Raw genomic sequence first — 17,236 nt, 5'->3', positions numbered from 1 at the left:
TTTCCTTTTTACTGGCTTTCAGCAATCTCGCGAACAGCAAAATGGAGTATATCGGATGCTTCGTAAATATCGATGCCGACTCCACAGAAATTCAGTTCGGCATTAGCCATAATAATGAGCTTTCTTCTTTCTTTGCCGTTGTCAAGGGTTACGGTTGGGGCCAGGAGTCCATTAACCCGATTGGCTCCGTCATAATAGACTGCGCAGACTGAAGTCTTTGCAACTTCATGAGGTGTGGGCGGGATACACCTGTCACTGGAAATGCCGCTGCCACCCCATTCTTTAAGCTCACCTTTGGTCTTATATAGGTTGCCGTACGGGTCTGTGTAGTAAGACTTGTAGAGAGAGCCATCAGGATTTATCGGAAAGTAGAGTGACATGCCACTAGAGCCGCCGATAGCGCTTACTTGATAAGCTCCTTCGAAGAAAGGAAGCTTCTTGTTTGGCTCGACTTCGATGAGCCCGAGTGTGCTATATGTTCCGGATGGAATCCGATATTCAGCGATGCCATCCTTGTAGGAAATGTCCCGTTGGCATTGAATGCTGTTGCTTCTTTGTACAATTAATGTTGATTCATAAGCCTTGCCGTTAACGCGAACAATGCGCTCTTCGCCAATCTTAAGATCTGTTACCGTGCTGATATAATCTGAATTCTTGACGACCTTTTCAAAAGGCTTGTTTGTAAAAGAACAGGCTTGTAGCAAGCATATTGGCATAATAACAGTGAGTCTTTTTTTCATTGGTCCTCCAAAACGAATATCAAATATTTTTATAACCAGAAAGGGCTGTGCTCATTCGTTCCCTAGTGATGGAAGGGGACAGATTTATTTAATCGTGAGCCTCCTTAAACTGCCCAGAGAATAAATCTGCCCCCTTTGTTTCATAGCTTATTTTACTCACGTAGCTATCGCACTCATCTATGACATACTGCGGAACTAGCTGAAAGTCACACGGATTGAGTTGGTAAATGTAGTTATTCTCAACATGAAATGCTTCGTTGATGAATTTTTGTATAACGTCTGACTCAATCTCTCTGGCTTTACCGTCGAACATTATTCGGTAAATATGTAGCTTCTCGTAGTTGCTAGTGCAGTTTGCATAAATTTGTGCAAGCGCCTTGTTGTCACAAACCACTTTCAGCAGCTGCTTATAGTCAAAGCTTGATATGTGACCACTGATATAGACGCAGCCGGCGTTATATTCATCGGTTGAGAGCGGCCTGCTAATGTCACCGCTCTTAAATACCAGGGCATCTCTTTTGTGTAAAAGATTCGAGATCACTTGAAAGGCTGCCGAATTGTCGCCAGTGATCTCTAGCGTTCTTCTTAGATAAACAAGTTTACTAATATCGTTTATCTTATCGCTTAGGTTGCTTTTGCAAACTTCGATAAAGGTTTTTATGCAATCCCTGTCGATCGGTTTTTCGGATAATTGCCCATGTCTGTTTTCGATGAATGTGACGAATGGCGCCGAGAAACGATCTCCATGATGGTAGACCATGTCTATTATTGGATCTAAGTCATGGGTCAACAGCAGAACGGTCTTGTTTTTAAACGCATCTTCTTTTCTGAAGAGCATGTCAATGATTGCGTATTTCTTGTTTTTATCAAACGAAGATATCGGGTCGTCAAGAACAATCAGATCAGGCTTATCTTTTAGGGCGTGAAACATGAAGAGTATCAACGCAAAAGCATTTTTCTCACCGTAACTTAAGTGTGACTGTACATCGCTTATCTCGCCGAATAAGTCATTGTGTATCAGCTTGAGCTTATGCTGATTAGATTGATCCTCTGCTAAAGTTACCTGATAACTATATCCAGCGTTTTTTAAAAAATTGTTTATAGCGACGCTGTGCTTTTGTACAAGCTTCTCTATAAGAATTTGTTGTTTCCTGATACAGCCTTGTAGTCTGCCGGCGTCTTTTATGACTTGATCAGCTGAATTGTTTACTATGGAAACCTTTTGCCTGGTTTCTTCAGATTGGAGGTGCGTGAATAGATCTAGGTCTATTTTTAGATTTGATACCGCGTCTATCGCCTTGTTGAAATCTTTGAATGAGTTAAAGTTTAGCGTTTTAGCATCAATAAATAGCTTGCGGAGACGCTCAATTTGACTTTTTATTTCTAGTAAATACTCAATCTGGTCTTTCGTATAGCCTTCAATGCAACGTACAAATTCCGATACCTTATTTTTTGTTGGTTCCGAAAAATATCTCTCAAGTTTTTCAAACGTACTGACAATCTTGTTGAGGTTTTCCACTGATTTAGGTTCGTAGACCTCGCTGACCTTATGTATAATTGATTTCTTTTGCTCAATTTCCGTTGTGCAAAAAGGGCAATGACACGATATGTCCAGATATGATTTCCCATCTTGCTGCCATTTCAACCATCTATAATTCTCGCTATGCTGAATGAAGTCTTTATATAGCTCTAGCTCAGCAGGAATGTTCTTAACTTTATTTCCGCCCTTAAATGCCTTGGCGAGAGCGCTCGACGCATGTATGCCGGCTTTCACCTCTTTGCCAAAGCTGCTGCTAATTGCACCAAAATCATCGATGAGCTCATCGAGTTCAGGATCTTGCGATAACTGATTTTTTATAACTTCAATTAGCGCATTGATTTCCGCTATTCCCTGCTCGTAGTCCGGTCCTTTGATGAAAATCTCAAAGCTACCTTTGACTAGTTCATCGGCCTGAAACGCGAAATCGTTGATGTACTTTTCATCGAAGATTTTCACGGATGATATTTGTTCAATTCCAGAGACCGCCGGTCGCTCGTTCGAACTTCGGAATTTGAAGGGGGTGAGGGTTGATAGGTGGTCTCTTCCGGTGTTTGCAGAAAGGGTTGCACACTGTATTGATTTAACTATTGTGCTTTTTCCTGTGCCGTTGATGGCGTATTTGATATTTAGAGCTTGCTCTTTTATTTCGATCTTGCCGAAGTCAATGTTGTTGCAACGCTCAAGGATTATATCCATATCTTCCTCTTGTCCATGCCTTGAAGCCGTCCCGCTGGTACGGCAGAGCTTTTGATGTATCGCAAGATAAGAGGTGTGCAAGGATTCGCAGGTTTGCACACCTTCTCTTCTAAGGTTTCGGCCAGCCGGTTCGGGACTTTAGACATGGTGCAGGGGCGCCAATAAAGCGACCCATTTAGCTCGCAGGCATGGCAGGGAGACGATTGCGCGCGCCGGGGCATGGACCGTTTACACACTCGTCCTGGGCCGCTCGCGAGAAAAAAGGACAGTTTATTTTCTGACTTACGCGCATCCCACTGATCACCCCACCCCCCTACCTCACCCCTCCAATCGCATCCTGCACCCGCCTCGTAAAATCCGAATGCACCTGATACGTCATCACCAACCGATCGCTCGCCCGCGTCATCGCCATATACAACAACCGCGCCTCATCCGCTTCGGCCTCGCCCTTCTTCGGCATTTCGCCGAGACCCGGTATCAGCACCAGCCCGAACTCCAAGCCTTTGCTGTAGTGCATGCCTACTAACTTGACGCTGTCTTCGCTGCCGTAGAGTTCACCGCGGCCTATGGCGCTGGTGCCTGAAGCGTAGGCGATGCCGGCTTGGGTCAGGGCGCGTTCGGCGGCTTCGGACTGGGCGTTGTTGCGGTAGATAATTGCCATGTCGTTGAGCACGCGGCCGTTGCCTTGTTCGTCGCGGATGCGGGTGACGAGGCAGTCCCAATCCTGCCAATGGCCTTCGCGGTGGATGAGTTCAGGGAAGGCGCCGCGGCGGCCGGCGCGTTCGGGGACGATGATGGGGACGCCGTCTTCGCTTGCATCACGGCCGGAGAGCGGATTGGTGGCTAAGGCGCGCGTGAACGAGCGCACTCCAAGCATGCTGAAGCAGTCGAGATTCGAAAAGGTTATGCCGCTATGGGCACTGGCGTCGGTGCTGGCAGAGCTGAAGTCCACAGAATCTAAGCGGGCCATCTATACCTTCCATGGTGCTCGGGCAACTACCCGAGCTACTGCCGCTGAGCCCTTGCCTGGGCGGGGAGTGTGGAGCGGTGCGTTGCGTTGGGCAGCGCCGCTTCGCCACGTTACTCAGGGCAATAGCGGCGGTAAAGCAGCAGAGGGCTTAATCCACGCTATTTATAGGGCTACCGGATGTACGGTTTCGCTTAGGGCTGGCGCGGGGCAGGGCGGCTGGCCTTTAGCAGGCTGCAGCGGCCCCGTTCAATTGTCCTGCGTGCCGAGCATTTCCCCGACTTTGGTGGCGAAGGCGTCTATAGCGAATGGCTTGGTAATCACGCCCATGTCCGGGCCGAGGAAGTCGCTGGCGGTGAAGCTTTCGGCGTAGCCGGTGGCGAACAGGACTTTCAGGCCGGGGCGTTGCTGGCGGACGATCTCGGCGAGTTGGCGGCCGTTCATGCCGGGCAGGCCGACATCGGAAACCATGAGGTCGATGCGCTGATTGCTCTCGGTGATGGTCAGGGCTTCGGTGGCTTCACCGGCTTCGAGCGTCTGGTAGCCAAGGTCGTTGAGCACTTCGACTACCAGCGAGCGCACCACTGATTCGTCTTCGACCACGAGGATGGTTTCGCCCATGCCCTGGGGCGCGCCTTCTGGCTCGACCTCCACGGGCGTGGTTTCGCCTTTGTGAACGGGTAGGTACAGGCAGACGCTGGTCCCGGCGCCGGGCAGGGATTCGATCTGGATATAGCCTTTGGCCTGCTTGATGTAGCCATAAACCATGGACAGCCCAAGGCCAGTGCCCTGGCCGATGGGTTTGGTGGTGAAAAAGGGTTCGAATGCCCGTTCGATCACTTCGGGCGGCATGCCGGTACCGGTGTCGGTGACGCGCAAGAGTATGTACTCGCCCTCGGTCAGGCCGCGTTTCTTCGGGTCGGGCACGACGCCGTGGTAGTAGCTGCTGGTGGACAGGTGGATCTGCCCGCCGTGAGGCATGGCGTCACGGGCGTTGATGACGAGGTTGATCAAAGCGCTTTCGAGCTGGTTGACGTCCATGCAGGCCGGTTGCAGGCCACCGCTGAGCGAGGTGACGAGCTTGATGTTTTCACCCGTGGTGCGGTGCAGCAGGTCTTCAAGGGATGCCACCAGCCGATTGACGTCTACGGGCTTCAGGTCGAGGGCCTGGCGCCGCGAAAAGGCCAGCAGCCGTTGGGTCAGTGCTGCTGCACGCTGGGCAGAGGTGACGGCCGCGCATATATAGCGTTCGACATCGCCCATATCGCCGCGTCGATGGCGCCGCTGCATGAGGTCGAGGCTGCCGATAATGCCGGTCAGCAGGTTGTTGAAATCGTGGGCGATGCCGCCGGTGAGTTGGCCGACGGCTTCCATTTTCTGTGCCTGGCGCAGCGCTTCTTCGGTCCGGGTGCGCTCGGCGACCTCGGCCGCCACACGGGCTTCGAGGTGTTCGTTGAGCTGGCGCAGGCGAATTTCGCTGACGCGCAAGGCATGCTCGGCGCGCTTGCGCGCGCTGATGTCAGTGCAGGCGCCGGCGACGTAGGAGAGCTTGCCGTCGGCATCGCGAAATGCCTTGGCCTTGCATGCGAGCCATTTGTCAGTACCGGCGCGGGCAATACGAAATTCAACGGTGAAATCTTCGCCATGGGCGTAATGCTCGAAGGCCAGGCGGACCTGTTCGGCATCTTCTGGGTGTACGTGTCGAACGAAGTCGTCGAGGCTGGTGACTTTCTGCCCCAGCGTCAGGCCAAAAATCTGTTCGAGGGCACTGTCGAAGTAGAGTCTGCCGTCACTCAGGGTCCAGTTGAAGGTGCCGGTGCCGGAAGCCAGCAGGGCGGCGCGAAAGCGCTCGTCCGGGTGGTTGAGCGAGCCGGCGTCGCGGTGGAGGACCCCAGCCGTGACGTCTTCGACCTGATGGATGATGTAACGAACTTCACCATTATCGTCGAGCACCGGCACGTTCAACGGGCTCCAGTAGCGCACCTCGAACCCGCCGCCCTCGGCTGCCGGCCGCCGGATGTCGTACTTGGTAATTGCCATCCGATCGGGCGCACGGGTACGCAAGACGCGCTCCAGCGAAGCGCGCAGCACGCTGGTCCCGAACTCTTCCGGCTCATCAGGATTCTTGCAGAACACCTCGAAAACCGGCCGGCCGATACTTTGCTCCCGACTTGTGTGGGTCGCGCGCAGTTGCGCGTTGCTGGCGGCGAGGATGGTGAAATCCTGATCCGGTGCCAGGATCAAATGCAAGTTGGGCACAGCCTCGAAGATGGCCTGGTAGTCGGGTGTTTGCATAATCGGTACGAAAGGGGACCTGTGATTGGATGGGCACGAACGCCGCTCGAACGCGGGGTAAGCCTGTGGATCCGTTGACCGGGGAGCAGGCACTGTTGGCGCTGCGCCGGTCGAGGCCATTTCAGTCAGCCCGGTCCGACTTCGGCATGGGGATGGAGACGCTGCTCTCCACGCTACCGGCGGTGGCGTCGCCTTCCTTGTAGAAAGGCTCCATCTCGTCACGCGCTTGCGCCCAATGCTCGCTGTCCTGGTCTTCAGGTCGGCCGTTGGCTTCCCATATTTCGTAAGCCCTGTCGCGAATACGTTGTTCGTCGCTCATGTCGTTGCCCTCATCGTGTGCCGAGGCTTCTGGGGCGCCGCCTCAGCGCGGTTCGATGCAATTCGCACCCTGTATAGAGCAGAGGCAGGGAAGCGCACGATGGTTCCAGCTTCTGGACGGGAGGCCGACGAGTGCCACTAAAACGCTGGAATTCGCCGCCATGTCGGCGGCTTTGGGGCAGATCAGCCGATCAACGCACGGATGTGGTCGGCAATACTGGCTACGGCGAAGGGCTTGGTGAGCACGGACATGCCGGGCTCGAGGCTGATGGGCAGGGCATCTGCGGCATAACCGGTGATGAACAGCACCCGCAGTTCGGGCCGATTGAGGCGCCCGGCATTGGCCAGTTGCATGCCGTTCATGCCACCGGGCAGGCCGACGTCGGATATCAGCAGGTCGATGCCGACATTGGATTGCAGTATTTCAAGGCCAGTGGCGCCGTCCTCGGCCTCAAGGGTGCGATAACCCAAATCCAGCAGCAGATCGGCGACCAGCAACCGGATGGCGGGCTCATCCTCCACTAACAGCACGGTTCCGCCTCCTTGACCGGCAGTGGTGGACGCCTTCGCGTTGACGCTGTTTTCGACCTCGGCCGCACCCTGATAACGCGGCAGGTAGAGGCTGACCGTGGTGCCGGCGCCCAGCGCTGAGGTGATGCGCACCTGCCCACCTGACTGTTGCGCGAAGCCGTAGATCATCGACAGGCCGAGGCCCGTACCTTCTCCGATCGGCTTGGTGGTGAAGAACGGCTCGAAGACCTTGGCCAGCACCTCGGGCGACATGCCGGTGCCATTGTCGGTTACGTGCAACGCCAGGTATTGCCCTTCGGGAATGTCCTGCTGCCGGGCGCCATCGGCGTCGACCACGCGATTGCTCATCTCGATAACGATACAGCCGCTGTCCACCAGCGCGTCACGGGCATTGAGGCACAGATTGAGCAGGGCGTTCTCGAGCTGCGAGGGGTCCACCAGCGCGGGCCACAGGTCCGGCGCAGGGACGCTATCGACGGTTATGTTCGGGCCCACGGTGCGGCGGATCATGTCGAGCATGTCATTGACCAGCGCAGCCGCATCGGTGGGCTTCGGTGCCAGCGTCTGGCGGCGGGAAAACGCCAGCAGGCGGTGGGTCAGGGCGGCGGCACGCTTGGTGGCGCCATGGGCGACGGTCAGGTACTTGGCGATGTCGCCCAGCCGGCCCTGGCCGATGCGGTTATCGATCATCTCCAGGCTGACGGAAATACCCGCGAGTAGGTTGTTGAAGTCATGGGCCAGCCCGCCAGTGAGCTGGCCGACCGCTTCCATTTTCTGCGCCTGACGCAGCTGTTCATGGGTCGAGTCGAGTTGGGCCTGGCGCGCTATGTCCTTCGTGATGTCGCGGCCGGTAGCGTAGGTCATATCGCCGGCTGGTGCGGCTACCCAGGAAATCGAGTGCAGCAATCCGTTCTTGTGACGGTACCGGTTGACGATCCGCACAGGGTTGCCGACGGCGGTTGAGAGGTAGGCATTGACCGTATCCTGGTGGTCCTCTTGGGCGATGAACTCGTTGACGTGATGGCCTATCAACTCGTCAGGCTCATACCCGAGCAGCGCCGTCCAGGCCGGGTTGACCCGCTGGATTACGCCGTTGAAGTCGATCACGATCATCAGGTCGAGGGAGGTGTCCCACATCAGGTTGCGCTGTTCCGTGCGGATAACGACCTCATGCGCAAGCTGCTTGTTCATCTCACGCAACTGCTGCTTGGCCGCCTGGCGTTGGCGCTCGGCGATGACCTGGCCGGTGATCTCGATGCCCTGATTGAGCAATCCGACGATGCTGCCGTCTTCGCCAAAGATCGGCGTGGCGCTGAAGTTCCAATAAGTGGTTTCCAGTTGACCGTTACGCACCATGGGCAGCTCGACCCGGTCCTGCGCGAAACCTTCACCGGTGCGCATCGCATGATAGAAAGGCGCGGCCACCATGTCCCAGACCTCACCCCAGACTTCCGCTACCGGCCGACCCAGCGCGGCCGGGTGACGGTCAGCCAGGGACGGAACATAAGCGTCGTTATAGAGCATCCGCAGTTCCGGGCCCCAGAGCACCGTGCCCAGCAATGGCGAGTTCAGGCAGGCGCCGACCATCGAGCGCAGGGGTTGTGACCAGCCATCGACGGGACCGAATGGCGTGGCGGCCCAATCGTGAGCCCGCATCAGCGCGCCCATTTCACCGCCGCCATGCAGGAAGGCTGGGTCGTTGGAATTCTTGTCGGACATATCAGCGTTCTATGTTGAAGCCGCGATCAGGGTGTATCGGCAGCAGGCGGTCATGCATTCAACCGCTCGGGCAGAGGCCGCGAAAGGCTTGTGGCTGTCTAGCTTGGAACAGCGAGGCGTCTCAAGCGTTCACGCCTGCATGCATGGCGCGACGAACCCAATGCTCGTGACGGCGGCGCGCGCGGCATGGCCGGTGGCGATCGCGGGTCGGGACTGGAGAGATGAAGGGTAGGCGATAGCCGCTTCTCCCGGCCAACGTTCTACGGGCACGGAAGGTGCAGATGCAGACATCCCGGCAGCGCGCCCAGGCAGTGCGTGGGCGCGCTCGGGGCTGGTCCGTTATTGCGGTGCGACTTCCAGCATGATCTTGCCGATGTGCTTGCTGCTTTCCATCAAGCGATGCGCTTCTGCCACTTCGGCCAGCGGGAAGGTGGCGTGGATCACCGGGTGACACAGGCCTTGTTCCAGCAATGGCCAGACCTTCGACTGCAACGCCTTGGCGATACCGGCCTTGTCCTCACGGCTGCGTGGACGCAGGGTCGAGCCGGTAAAGGTGAGGCGCTTGCGCATGATCGCCGAGGTATCCAGCTCGACCTTGCTGCCTTTCAGGAAGGCGATCTGCACCATCCGCCCTTCGATGGCCAGCGACTTCAGATTACGCGCGATGTAGTCGCCGCCCACCATGTCGAGGATGACATCCACGCCATTGCCGTCGGTGGCTTGCTTGATGACTTCGACGTAATCCTCCTCGTGATAGTTGATGACCCGATCGGCCCCGGCACGCTGGCAGGCTTCAGCTTTTTCGCCATTGCCGACCGTGGTGAAGACCTTGGCGCCGAACTGCTTGGCGAGCTGAATCGCCGTCAGCCCGATGCCGCTGGAACCGCCGTGCACGAGGAAGGATTCGCCGGGCTGCAAACGGCCGCGCTCGAAGACGTTGCTCCAGACGGTGAAGTAGGTTTCAGGCAGGGCAGCCGCTTCGAGCAGGGAAAACCCAGCAGGAACCGGCAAGCAGTGTTCCGCCGGCGCCACGCAGTATTCGGCGTAGCCACCGCCGGGCGTCAGCGCACAGACCTTGTCGCCGACCTTCCAGCCATCCACTTCGGCACCCAGGGCAGCGATTTCCCCAGCGATTTCCAGACCGAGCAGCGGCGAGGCATCCGGCGGAGGCGGGTAGCTGCCGGAGCGCTGGAAGACATCCGGGCGATTGATGCCGGCATAGGCGACCTTGACCAGCACATCCGTCGGGCCCGGCTGGGGCACGGGGCCGTCAACCAGCCGCAGACAATCGGCGTCGCCACCCGGACGGTGATCGACATGGCGCATGTTTTCCACAGTCATGCAGTACTCCTTTCATTGGCCAGATAGCCAGGTTTCGTTCTGAGCCGTAGCCACACGGTAGTGCCAGGCTGCCCACGTGCCAACAGGCAACGCTGGCGCGGGTATCCATCACGTAGCGTCTCGGCTGTAACCAGGCCCGTTCAGATATGGACCGATAGTGATTGGGCTCACCGTGTCGCCTTGGCGTTCCTGCTTTTAGGCTCGCACACCCTTGTGTCGTTCAACGCACTGCGTAGGCAGGTGCGCGTCCGGGCGCGCGGTGCTCCGAGGCTTCGAATGCCACGTTCTAGAGCCTCGGAGCGCGGTGCGCCTCTTGTCGACATGCCCATCAAGGAACAAACGGACCGGCCGATACGCCTCAAGACGCGATGCCAGCGCCACGATTCGTTGTGTCCCTGCTCGACCTTACATCCACCGGCCTTCGCTCGAGGGGCCCGTCCACATCATTTCCAGGCAGTAGATCCTATGGCTGGTGCTCCTACCCCCATCAACGAAGCGCAGCGTCAATTACAGGTGACTCAACTCTGCCGACTGGACTCGACGCCAGACGACGTGTTCGAGCAGATCGTGGCCATGACGGCTGAATACTTCAACGCACCCATCGCGCTGATTTCGATCGTCGACGAGCAGCGACAATGGTTTACCGCCAGGGTTGGGCTGAGCGCGCAGCAGACGCCCCGCCGGGATTCGTTCTGCGCCTACGCGATCCTCGCCAACGAGCCGTTCCAGGTGCTCGATGCCGCGAAGGATGTGCGCTTCATGGACAACCCGCTGGTCACCGGCGAGCCCGGCATTCGCTTTTATGCCGGGATGCCGCTGATCACGCCTGAAGGGCTGGGCCTGGGCAGCCTGTGCGTCATCGATACCAAACCCCGTGGGGCGCTGAGCAGCCATGAGCTGTCGATGCTGAACCATCTGGCCAAGCTGACGATGGCACGCATCCTGTCGTTGCGCCGCGCCAATTTCATCGATCAACCCACCGGGCTTTTCAACCGCGTGCGTTTGGAAGACGACGTGGCGCAGATCGCCGCTCACGAGGGCATGGTGCTGGTGGTGGTCGATGTGATCGCACCGACGCGTCTGAACGATATTGTCCGGGTGCTGGGTTACGACTTCTCCGTCGCGCTGATGCAGAGCATGAAGCACAGGCTGCAGGCGCAGCTTCCCGCCGGGAGTTGCCTGTACCGCATCAGCCCCACGCGATTTGCCTTTCTTACCAATGACGTCCCGCAGGGCACGCCTGCGATGCTCTATGACCAGATCATCACGGCCTTCGAATCCCCGGTGATGTGCAACAGCATTCCGATCAGGACCCGAATTGGTGTGGGTGTGCTGCCGCTGGAGGCAGGCATTCTCGAGCAGGACTGGCTGCGACTGGCGATCAGTTCGGCTGACGATGCTCGCGAGTGCGGCATCGGCTGGGCCACTTACGAGCCGGGCCTCGACGCCGCTCAGCAGCGTTCCTTTACCTTGCTAAGCGGCCTTTCCGAGGCATTGCGCACGGGCGCGCAGTTGAGGCTGGTGTACCAGCCACGGATCAGCCTGGCGGACGGCAGGTGCACATCGGTCGAGGCGCTGTTGCGCTGGACCCATCCAACGCTCGGCGCCATCGGGCCTGCCGAGTTCATCCCGCTGGCGGAGAAAACGGCGCTGATCCGCGAACTGAGCCTGTGGGTGGCCGAGCAGGCGATTGCACAGGCAGCGATGTGGCAGCGACTGGGCGCGCGCTTCAAGGTCGCGATCAACGTATCGGCGTCCGACCTGGAGGGGCCCTCGTTTGCCGACCACGTCACCGGGCTGCTGGATACCTATCATCTGGACCCTCGGGCGCTTGAAGTGGAATTCACCGAAAGCGCGCTGATGGCCAACCCCGCGGAGGTCAGCCGGCAATTGCACCGGCTGCGCTCGCTGGGCATGGAGGTGGCCATCGACGACTTCGGCACCGGCTACAGCAACTGGACCTATCTGCGCGACCTGCCGGCCACTTCGGTGAAGCTGGACCAATCCTTCATCCGCAACCTCGGCGCCGATGAAAAGGATCGCCGCCTGGTGCGCACCATCATCGATCTGGCCAAGCGTCTCGATCTGCGCGTCGTGGCCGAGGGCATCGAGACCCAGGCGGTGTGTGATCTGGTCGCCGAGTGGGGCTGTGACGAAGGGCAGGGCTACCATATCGCGCGGCCGATGGAAGCTGACCGGCTGCTGGGCTGGGTCGGGGATCACGCTCAGGCAAGCTGAACGACAGGGAATCCCGGCGCAGGCTGCGCCGGCAGGAAGCGCGTCAGGCCGGGATGACTTCGCAGATGAATTTCACCTGTGAGCGCCCGGCGCGTTTGGCGGCGTACAGCGCCTCGTCCGCACGGCGCAGCAGGGTGTGAGCCGAATCTCCGTCGCGCGGATACAAGGCGACACCCACCGATGAGGTGGTTCGCAGCGCGCCGCTGGACAGCTCCCAGCTGTCCTGAAGCCTGGCGCAAAGCCGTTCGGCGATGTATCGCGCCTGATCCTGATCCACATCGGCCAGCACCATCACGAACTCGTCGCCGCCAATGCGCGCCAGCAGGTCGTTGGCACGAAGGCCCTGCCGCAGCCGATCGACCACCTGACACAGCAACTCGTCGCCGATGGCGTGCCCGAGCGAATCGTTGATGCTCTTGAAGCGATCCAGGTCCATGTACAGCACGGCGAAAGCACGTCGGCCGGCAGCATGCGGGCCAAGCCGGGCCTGCAACTGATCCATCAGATAACGCCGGTTGTGCACGCCGGTCAGCGGGTCCTGATTGACCATCAGCCGCATCAGCTCGTCATGTTCCTTGCGTGCCGTGATATCGCGGCAGGCGAACACCACGCCTTCGAGGGTTTCGCCATCGTCGGCGATGACCATGGAATAGCCGATTTCGAACCAGAGGTATTTGCCGTTGGCGTTGCGCAGTCGGCCTTCGACCTTTTCCTGCACGGCCTTGCGCTGAACCAGCGTCTGGAAAGCGCGTCGCATCGCCGCCTGTTCGTCGGGATGCACGATACTCATCACCGCCGCGGCGCTGGCATCGATGGCCTGATAGCTCAGCACCGTCGCCAGAGAGGGCGATACGTATTTCAGTGAAGCGTCGATGTTGAACACGCCGATGATGTCGCTCATGTTCTCGGCGATCAGTCGGTACTTGCGCTCGCTCTCCCGACGCGCGTGCTGGGCGTCTATACGCTCGGTGATGTTGCGGCTGACGATGACCATCCGCTCACGCCGCCCCTGGGCGTCGAAGTAGGGCGTCTTGACGACTTCCCAGGTGTTGAGTCGGCCATCGAGGCCGATGAACGACTTCTCGACCATCAGTGCCGATCCCTTTTGCCAGGCCTGCTCGTCGGTGTGCACGTTGTAGGTGAAGGCGTCGGTGAACTGCGGGCTCGACCGGGCGAGCTCGAGATCGGTCTTGCCGAGGTAATCGACGCCTTCCAGATGGTAGGCCTGGAGCACGATCCGGTTAACGATGAGCCAGCGACCTTCACCGTCTTTCAAGACAATGAATTCCTGTATTGCATCGAGCAGCGCCTGGATCAGCACCGGATCGGGTAGGGGTGTCGCTGAATCCACGGCCGCAAAACCTCAGGCGGGCGAAGGGTGGAGTGCCGTTATGGCTGTTCCATGGATATCGGCTCGGCTTGGCAGAGGATGATCACGAAGGGATTCAACGGTTAGTCGTATTCGAAATAACCTGAGGATGGATGTGAATATGCGGGCGCCGAATCAACTGTTCGGCGAGGCGTCTTCGTCGCTGGCACGCACGGCGAGCTGCGCAGCCTCGACATCGTCGAGCAGGTATTGCTCGTTGCCCTGCTGATCGATGACCCGAAACACGACCTCGACGTCAGGCCCACGCATATCCGGCGGGATCTCGTTGCCTTGAAGCTTGGTCACGGTGACAGACATGGCGCACTCCTTATGGACGATAAGGGTGTGACCGGACGGGGCTGCAGCCGATCCCTCTGTTTGCCGCAATCGGCTGAATGGTGTCAGGGCGCGCCTTCGGCACCCTCACGCAAGGCGGCTTCTCGCTCGATCTGCAGCTCCATGGCGTAGCCGGGCTGCTCGACGCTGCGAAAATCGCGGGTATAACGGCGGGCAAATTCGCCTACGCCCCATTGCAGGTATTGCTCCACGTGCTTGAGCTCGTGTGCCCAGAGCGCGACGTTGTCCTGGGCGTCGGCCGCATTGCGGAAAACGATGATGTCGATCAGCGTCACGGCGACGATGTCGGGATTGCGCAGCAGGGTGTTCGCGGCGGTCAACACGTTGTCGTCGCCGACCCGGTAGCGGGCGGTCTCCAGCACCGCAAGATCGAAATAGGGCTCCAGCTGCGAGCGGATATGCAGCGGAATGGGCTGACTTTCCAGCAGCGCCAGCTGATCGCGGGACTGGCGTATCCAGGTTTCGAGCCCGGCGGCGGCCAGCCAATGCACTCGCTCGGATAAGGCTTCGTAGTTCTGCGGGGAAACAGGTAAGCACACACAGCTGCTGAGACAGACTGGCTGCTGCCCGGTCGGGCAAACGGTCTGGGCATGAGCGGCGAACGCCAGGACGCTGAGCGCAGCAGCCAGGGCTGCGCGCAGATTACGGAACACTCTCACGGGAAACGCTCGTCAGGACACGGCGGTGCAGCCGGCGCGCACTATAGCCGCGCCGGACCGCCAGGCGAAGCGCCTCCCGACGGGATCAGAGCACCGGCGACGCCGCGCTCACGACCCGCAATGCCAGCCCCTCGTAGGGGTCGAGGTTGAAGGTCATCTCGCCGTTTTCGGTGAGGTCGCCTTCGATGCTTTCGTGAATGATGTCCACCACCGGGCCGGGCGCAACGCCGGGGAGGGTGACCGTCTCGCTGATGGTTTCAGCACTGAAGTTCAGCGCGGTGATCTGCACGCCCTTGCCCGCAGGCAGCTCATGGACCATGACCAGCAGGCCCGGCGCCTGGACATCGGGAATCAGGATCTGCTTGCTGGCGGCGATGTCGTAGGCACGGCGCACGCTGAGGATGCGCTTGAGCTGACAGGCGAACGAGCCGGTGTTCTTCAGCTGCTCGACCAGGCTGCCATACAGCGCGCGCGCCTTGGGCAGGCCTTCCGAGGACGTTTCGGCTTCCGGTGCGATGTCGGCCAGATCGTAGCCGCCGCGGTGCAGCCAGCGGGTGTCGCCTTCATTCATCAGATGCTCGACCTGTTCGGCTTCCAGCGGCAGCGCGCCGACCAGATCCCAGCCGGAAAGGGCGAACACGCCGGGCTGCATGGCGTTGAACATCACCAACAGGATATGCAGGCGCTGAATCTGTTCGATGTCGGCCGCTTTGATTGTATTCAGGTCGCGGATACCCAGCGCCGCGGTGATGACGCTGGCCGTGGTGCAGGACACCCCGTTGGTGACGAACTTGAGGTTGTACGGCGCATGCTCGCCGGTCAGGCGCTCGTACATCTCCTCACGGATATGCTCGCGAAGGACGCCGCCGGGCAGTGTCTGGCCGTGGTAGTGGTAATGGTCGTAGGCGTGCAGCGTCCAGAAATGCACCAGTTCCAGGGTCAGCTCATCGTGGTTCTGCATCGCGTGGATGAGCGAGGCCGGATCGATGCCGAACGCGTGCACCTCGCGCAGCATGAGCCGCAGGAACTCGGTGTCACCGGTGAGCAGCGCATGGTGATAGGCCGGGCGGGTGATGAAATCGTAGGACAGATCCGCGCCACCGTGGGACATCGAGGCGATGTCGTCGATGGTCAGATTCAGCTCTTGGAAGCTGAAACCACCGGCCTTGCGGATCGCGCCAGCAATCAGCTGGTTGCCGGTCACCGACAGCGGATGGCCCTCGGACCAGGCGGTGCCTTCAGCGCGACGCTCGACACCCAGGAAGCCGTTGGCATCCAGGCGCAAGACGCGCGCGCCTGAGACGTCGATGGCATGCAGCGCATCGCCGATGATCAGTTGCTGGGCAGCGAACGTGGGGTCGAGCCAGTTCAGCGACGGCTGGCCTTCCTTGAAGTAGTGCAGGTAGACCCAGCGCCGACGCTTGCCATCGACGCCCGTCACGATGCCGGTGACGCTCCAGTCGGTGTCCTTGATGCCCGGCTCGAAGAAGATCACCCGCTGCAGCTGGCCGACGATGTAGTGCTTTTCCTTCAGCTGGTCGACCACCGGCGGCGACAGGTTGATCGCGTCGCGGCCCTTGGGCACGTCGGGCAGCAGGGGCCAGTCTTCTTCGTTGATCTCGACCATGTGGTAGAGACCGGGGTAATCACCGTAAGCCATTTCGGCAAGACGGAAATCCGCGCCTTTGCCGGTGTGCGCCGGGACGACGTCATCGATGACGATGGCGTTGTGCGCGGCCGCCATGCGGCTGAGCTGCTGCATCTCCGCCTCAGTGCCGAGGTTGGGATCGATGTCGAAGCTGATGCGGTCGAAGTTGCCGTCGATGGTTGGCGTGTATTCACGCCCACGCAGGCCACCTGAGCGCTTCATCGGGCCGTTGTGGATGCCCTGCACGCCAAGCTCCGACAGGGCACTCCAGAGACGATCATCGCCCAGCGCCTGCAGCACCGAACCACCTTCCTGCGTGATGATCGCCGCTGGGTAGGCAGTGAACCATACCGAGGAGATCGCGCTGGCATCACGCGGTCGCGCCTGGGCGTAAGGGCGCTGCCAGAGCCGCGCCTGACCGGCGTAGAGTCGGGCCCGATCACGGGCTGCTTTAAGCATGGACTGGCTTTCCAGCCATTCGATGTAGGTATTGTCTGGTGTGCTCATAACGACGTCTGGTTCCCGGTGCGCTGAGGGGAAATGTAGACGTTTGAGTAGGGCGGGCCGGCATCGTTGCATTGAAATCGCGTGGATCACTACTTCAGCAAAAGCAGCCTTCTACCCACCTCAACCTCAATCCGCGCCACCACGCGTTTTCGTAGGAGCCAGCTCCCTGGCGATCCGGACCTCCGCGGTGTGCCGAAAAGATCGCCAGCAAGCTGGCTCCTACAGCTGGCGCTGTGCCGATACTGGGCAATAGATATCGTTAGTCCTGAACCTTTCAACGAAAGCAGTATGGCTGCACCCAGCTCAACGTA

Annotated in this window: 12 protein-coding genes; 1 reads left to right on the top strand and 11 read right to left on the bottom strand. The window is 59.0% G+C overall.

Going from position 1 to position 17,236, the window contains the following annotated elements; all coding sequences use genetic code 11:
* Nucleotides 1–8: 8 nt before the first annotated feature.
* The 7 genes from NA619_RS07490 to NA619_RS07460 form a co-directional block, all read right to left on the bottom strand.
* Nucleotides 9–740: a hypothetical protein gene (locus tag NA619_RS07490; protein WP_255961162.1), complete on the bottom strand. Its 732-nt coding sequence runs from the start codon at nt 738–740 to the stop codon at nt 9–11.
* 88 nt (nt 741–828) lie between these two features.
* Nucleotides 829–3,075 carry an AAA family ATPase gene (locus tag NA619_RS07485; protein WP_255961161.1) on the bottom strand — a complete coding sequence of 749 codons (2,247 nt, stop codon included), beginning with the start codon at nt 3,073–3,075 and terminating at the stop codon, nt 829–831.
* Nucleotides 3,076–3,289: 214 nt separating this feature from the next.
* Entirely contained in the window at nt 3,290–3,946 is a 657-nt protein-coding gene (locus tag NA619_RS07480) for a 3'-5' exonuclease (protein WP_255961160.1), read from the bottom strand.
* Nucleotides 3,947–4,192: 246 nt separating this feature from the next.
* Nucleotides 4,193–6,241: an ATP-binding protein gene (locus NA619_RS07475; RefSeq protein WP_255961479.1), complete on the bottom strand. Its 2,049-nt coding sequence runs from the start codon at nt 6,239–6,241 to the stop codon at nt 4,193–4,195.
* Nucleotides 6,242–6,359: 118 nt separating this feature from the next.
* Nucleotides 6,360–6,557 carry a DUF2934 domain-containing protein gene (locus tag NA619_RS07470; RefSeq protein ID WP_255961159.1) on the bottom strand — a complete coding sequence of 66 codons (198 nt, stop codon included), beginning with the start codon at nt 6,555–6,557 and terminating at the stop codon, nt 6,360–6,362.
* A 182-nt stretch (nt 6,558–6,739) separates the two neighbouring features.
* Nucleotides 6,740–8,806 carry a hybrid sensor histidine kinase/response regulator gene (locus NA619_RS07465; RefSeq protein ID WP_255961158.1) on the bottom strand — a complete coding sequence of 689 codons (2,067 nt, stop codon included), beginning with the start codon at nt 8,804–8,806 and terminating at the stop codon, nt 6,740–6,742.
* Nucleotides 8,807–9,145: 339 nt separating this feature from the next.
* Nucleotides 9,146–10,147: an NAD(P)H-quinone oxidoreductase gene (locus tag NA619_RS07460; RefSeq protein WP_255961157.1), complete on the bottom strand. Its 1,002-nt coding sequence runs from the start codon at nt 10,145–10,147 to the stop codon at nt 9,146–9,148.
* A 465-nt stretch (nt 10,148–10,612) separates the two neighbouring features.
* Here NA619_RS07460 and NA619_RS07455 point away from each other — a divergent pair, with 465 nt between their 5' ends.
* Complete coding sequence (locus NA619_RS07455; RefSeq protein WP_255961156.1) at nt 10,613–12,385, top strand: sensor domain-containing phosphodiesterase; 1,773 nt, start codon at nt 10,613–10,615, stop codon at nt 12,383–12,385.
* 43 nt (nt 12,386–12,428) lie between these two features.
* Here the strand turns inward: NA619_RS07455 and NA619_RS07450 are convergent, their stop codons facing one another.
* From NA619_RS07450 to treS, 4 genes are all read right to left on the bottom strand, one after another.
* Nucleotides 12,429–13,736 carry a diguanylate cyclase domain-containing protein gene (locus NA619_RS07450; RefSeq protein WP_255961155.1) on the bottom strand — a complete coding sequence of 436 codons (1,308 nt, stop codon included), beginning with the start codon at nt 13,734–13,736 and terminating at the stop codon, nt 12,429–12,431.
* A gap of 153 nt (nt 13,737–13,889) precedes the next feature.
* Complete coding sequence (locus NA619_RS07445; RefSeq protein WP_255961154.1) at nt 13,890–14,072, bottom strand: hypothetical protein; 183 nt, start codon at nt 14,070–14,072, stop codon at nt 13,890–13,892.
* Nucleotides 14,073–14,155: 83 nt separating this feature from the next.
* Nucleotides 14,156–14,770, bottom strand: coding sequence for a DUF4157 domain-containing protein (locus NA619_RS07440; RefSeq protein WP_423836812.1), 615 nt, complete (start codon nt 14,768–14,770; stop codon nt 14,156–14,158).
* A gap of 85 nt (nt 14,771–14,855) precedes the next feature.
* On the bottom strand, nt 14,856–16,925 hold the full coding sequence (gene treS, locus NA619_RS07435) for a maltose alpha-D-glucosyltransferase (RefSeq protein ID WP_255961153.1): 2,070 nt from the start codon (nt 16,923–16,925) through the stop codon (nt 14,856–14,858).
* Nucleotides 16,926–17,236 lie beyond the last annotated feature (311 nt).

It is taken from the genome of Stutzerimonas stutzeri, assembly GCF_024448895.1.
GTDB lineage: Bacteria > Pseudomonadota > Gammaproteobacteria > Pseudomonadales > Pseudomonadaceae > Stutzerimonas > Stutzerimonas stutzeri_Q.
The sequence above is the reverse complement of the archived record's forward strand: the minus strand, read 5'-3'. Positions and strand labels throughout refer to the sequence as shown.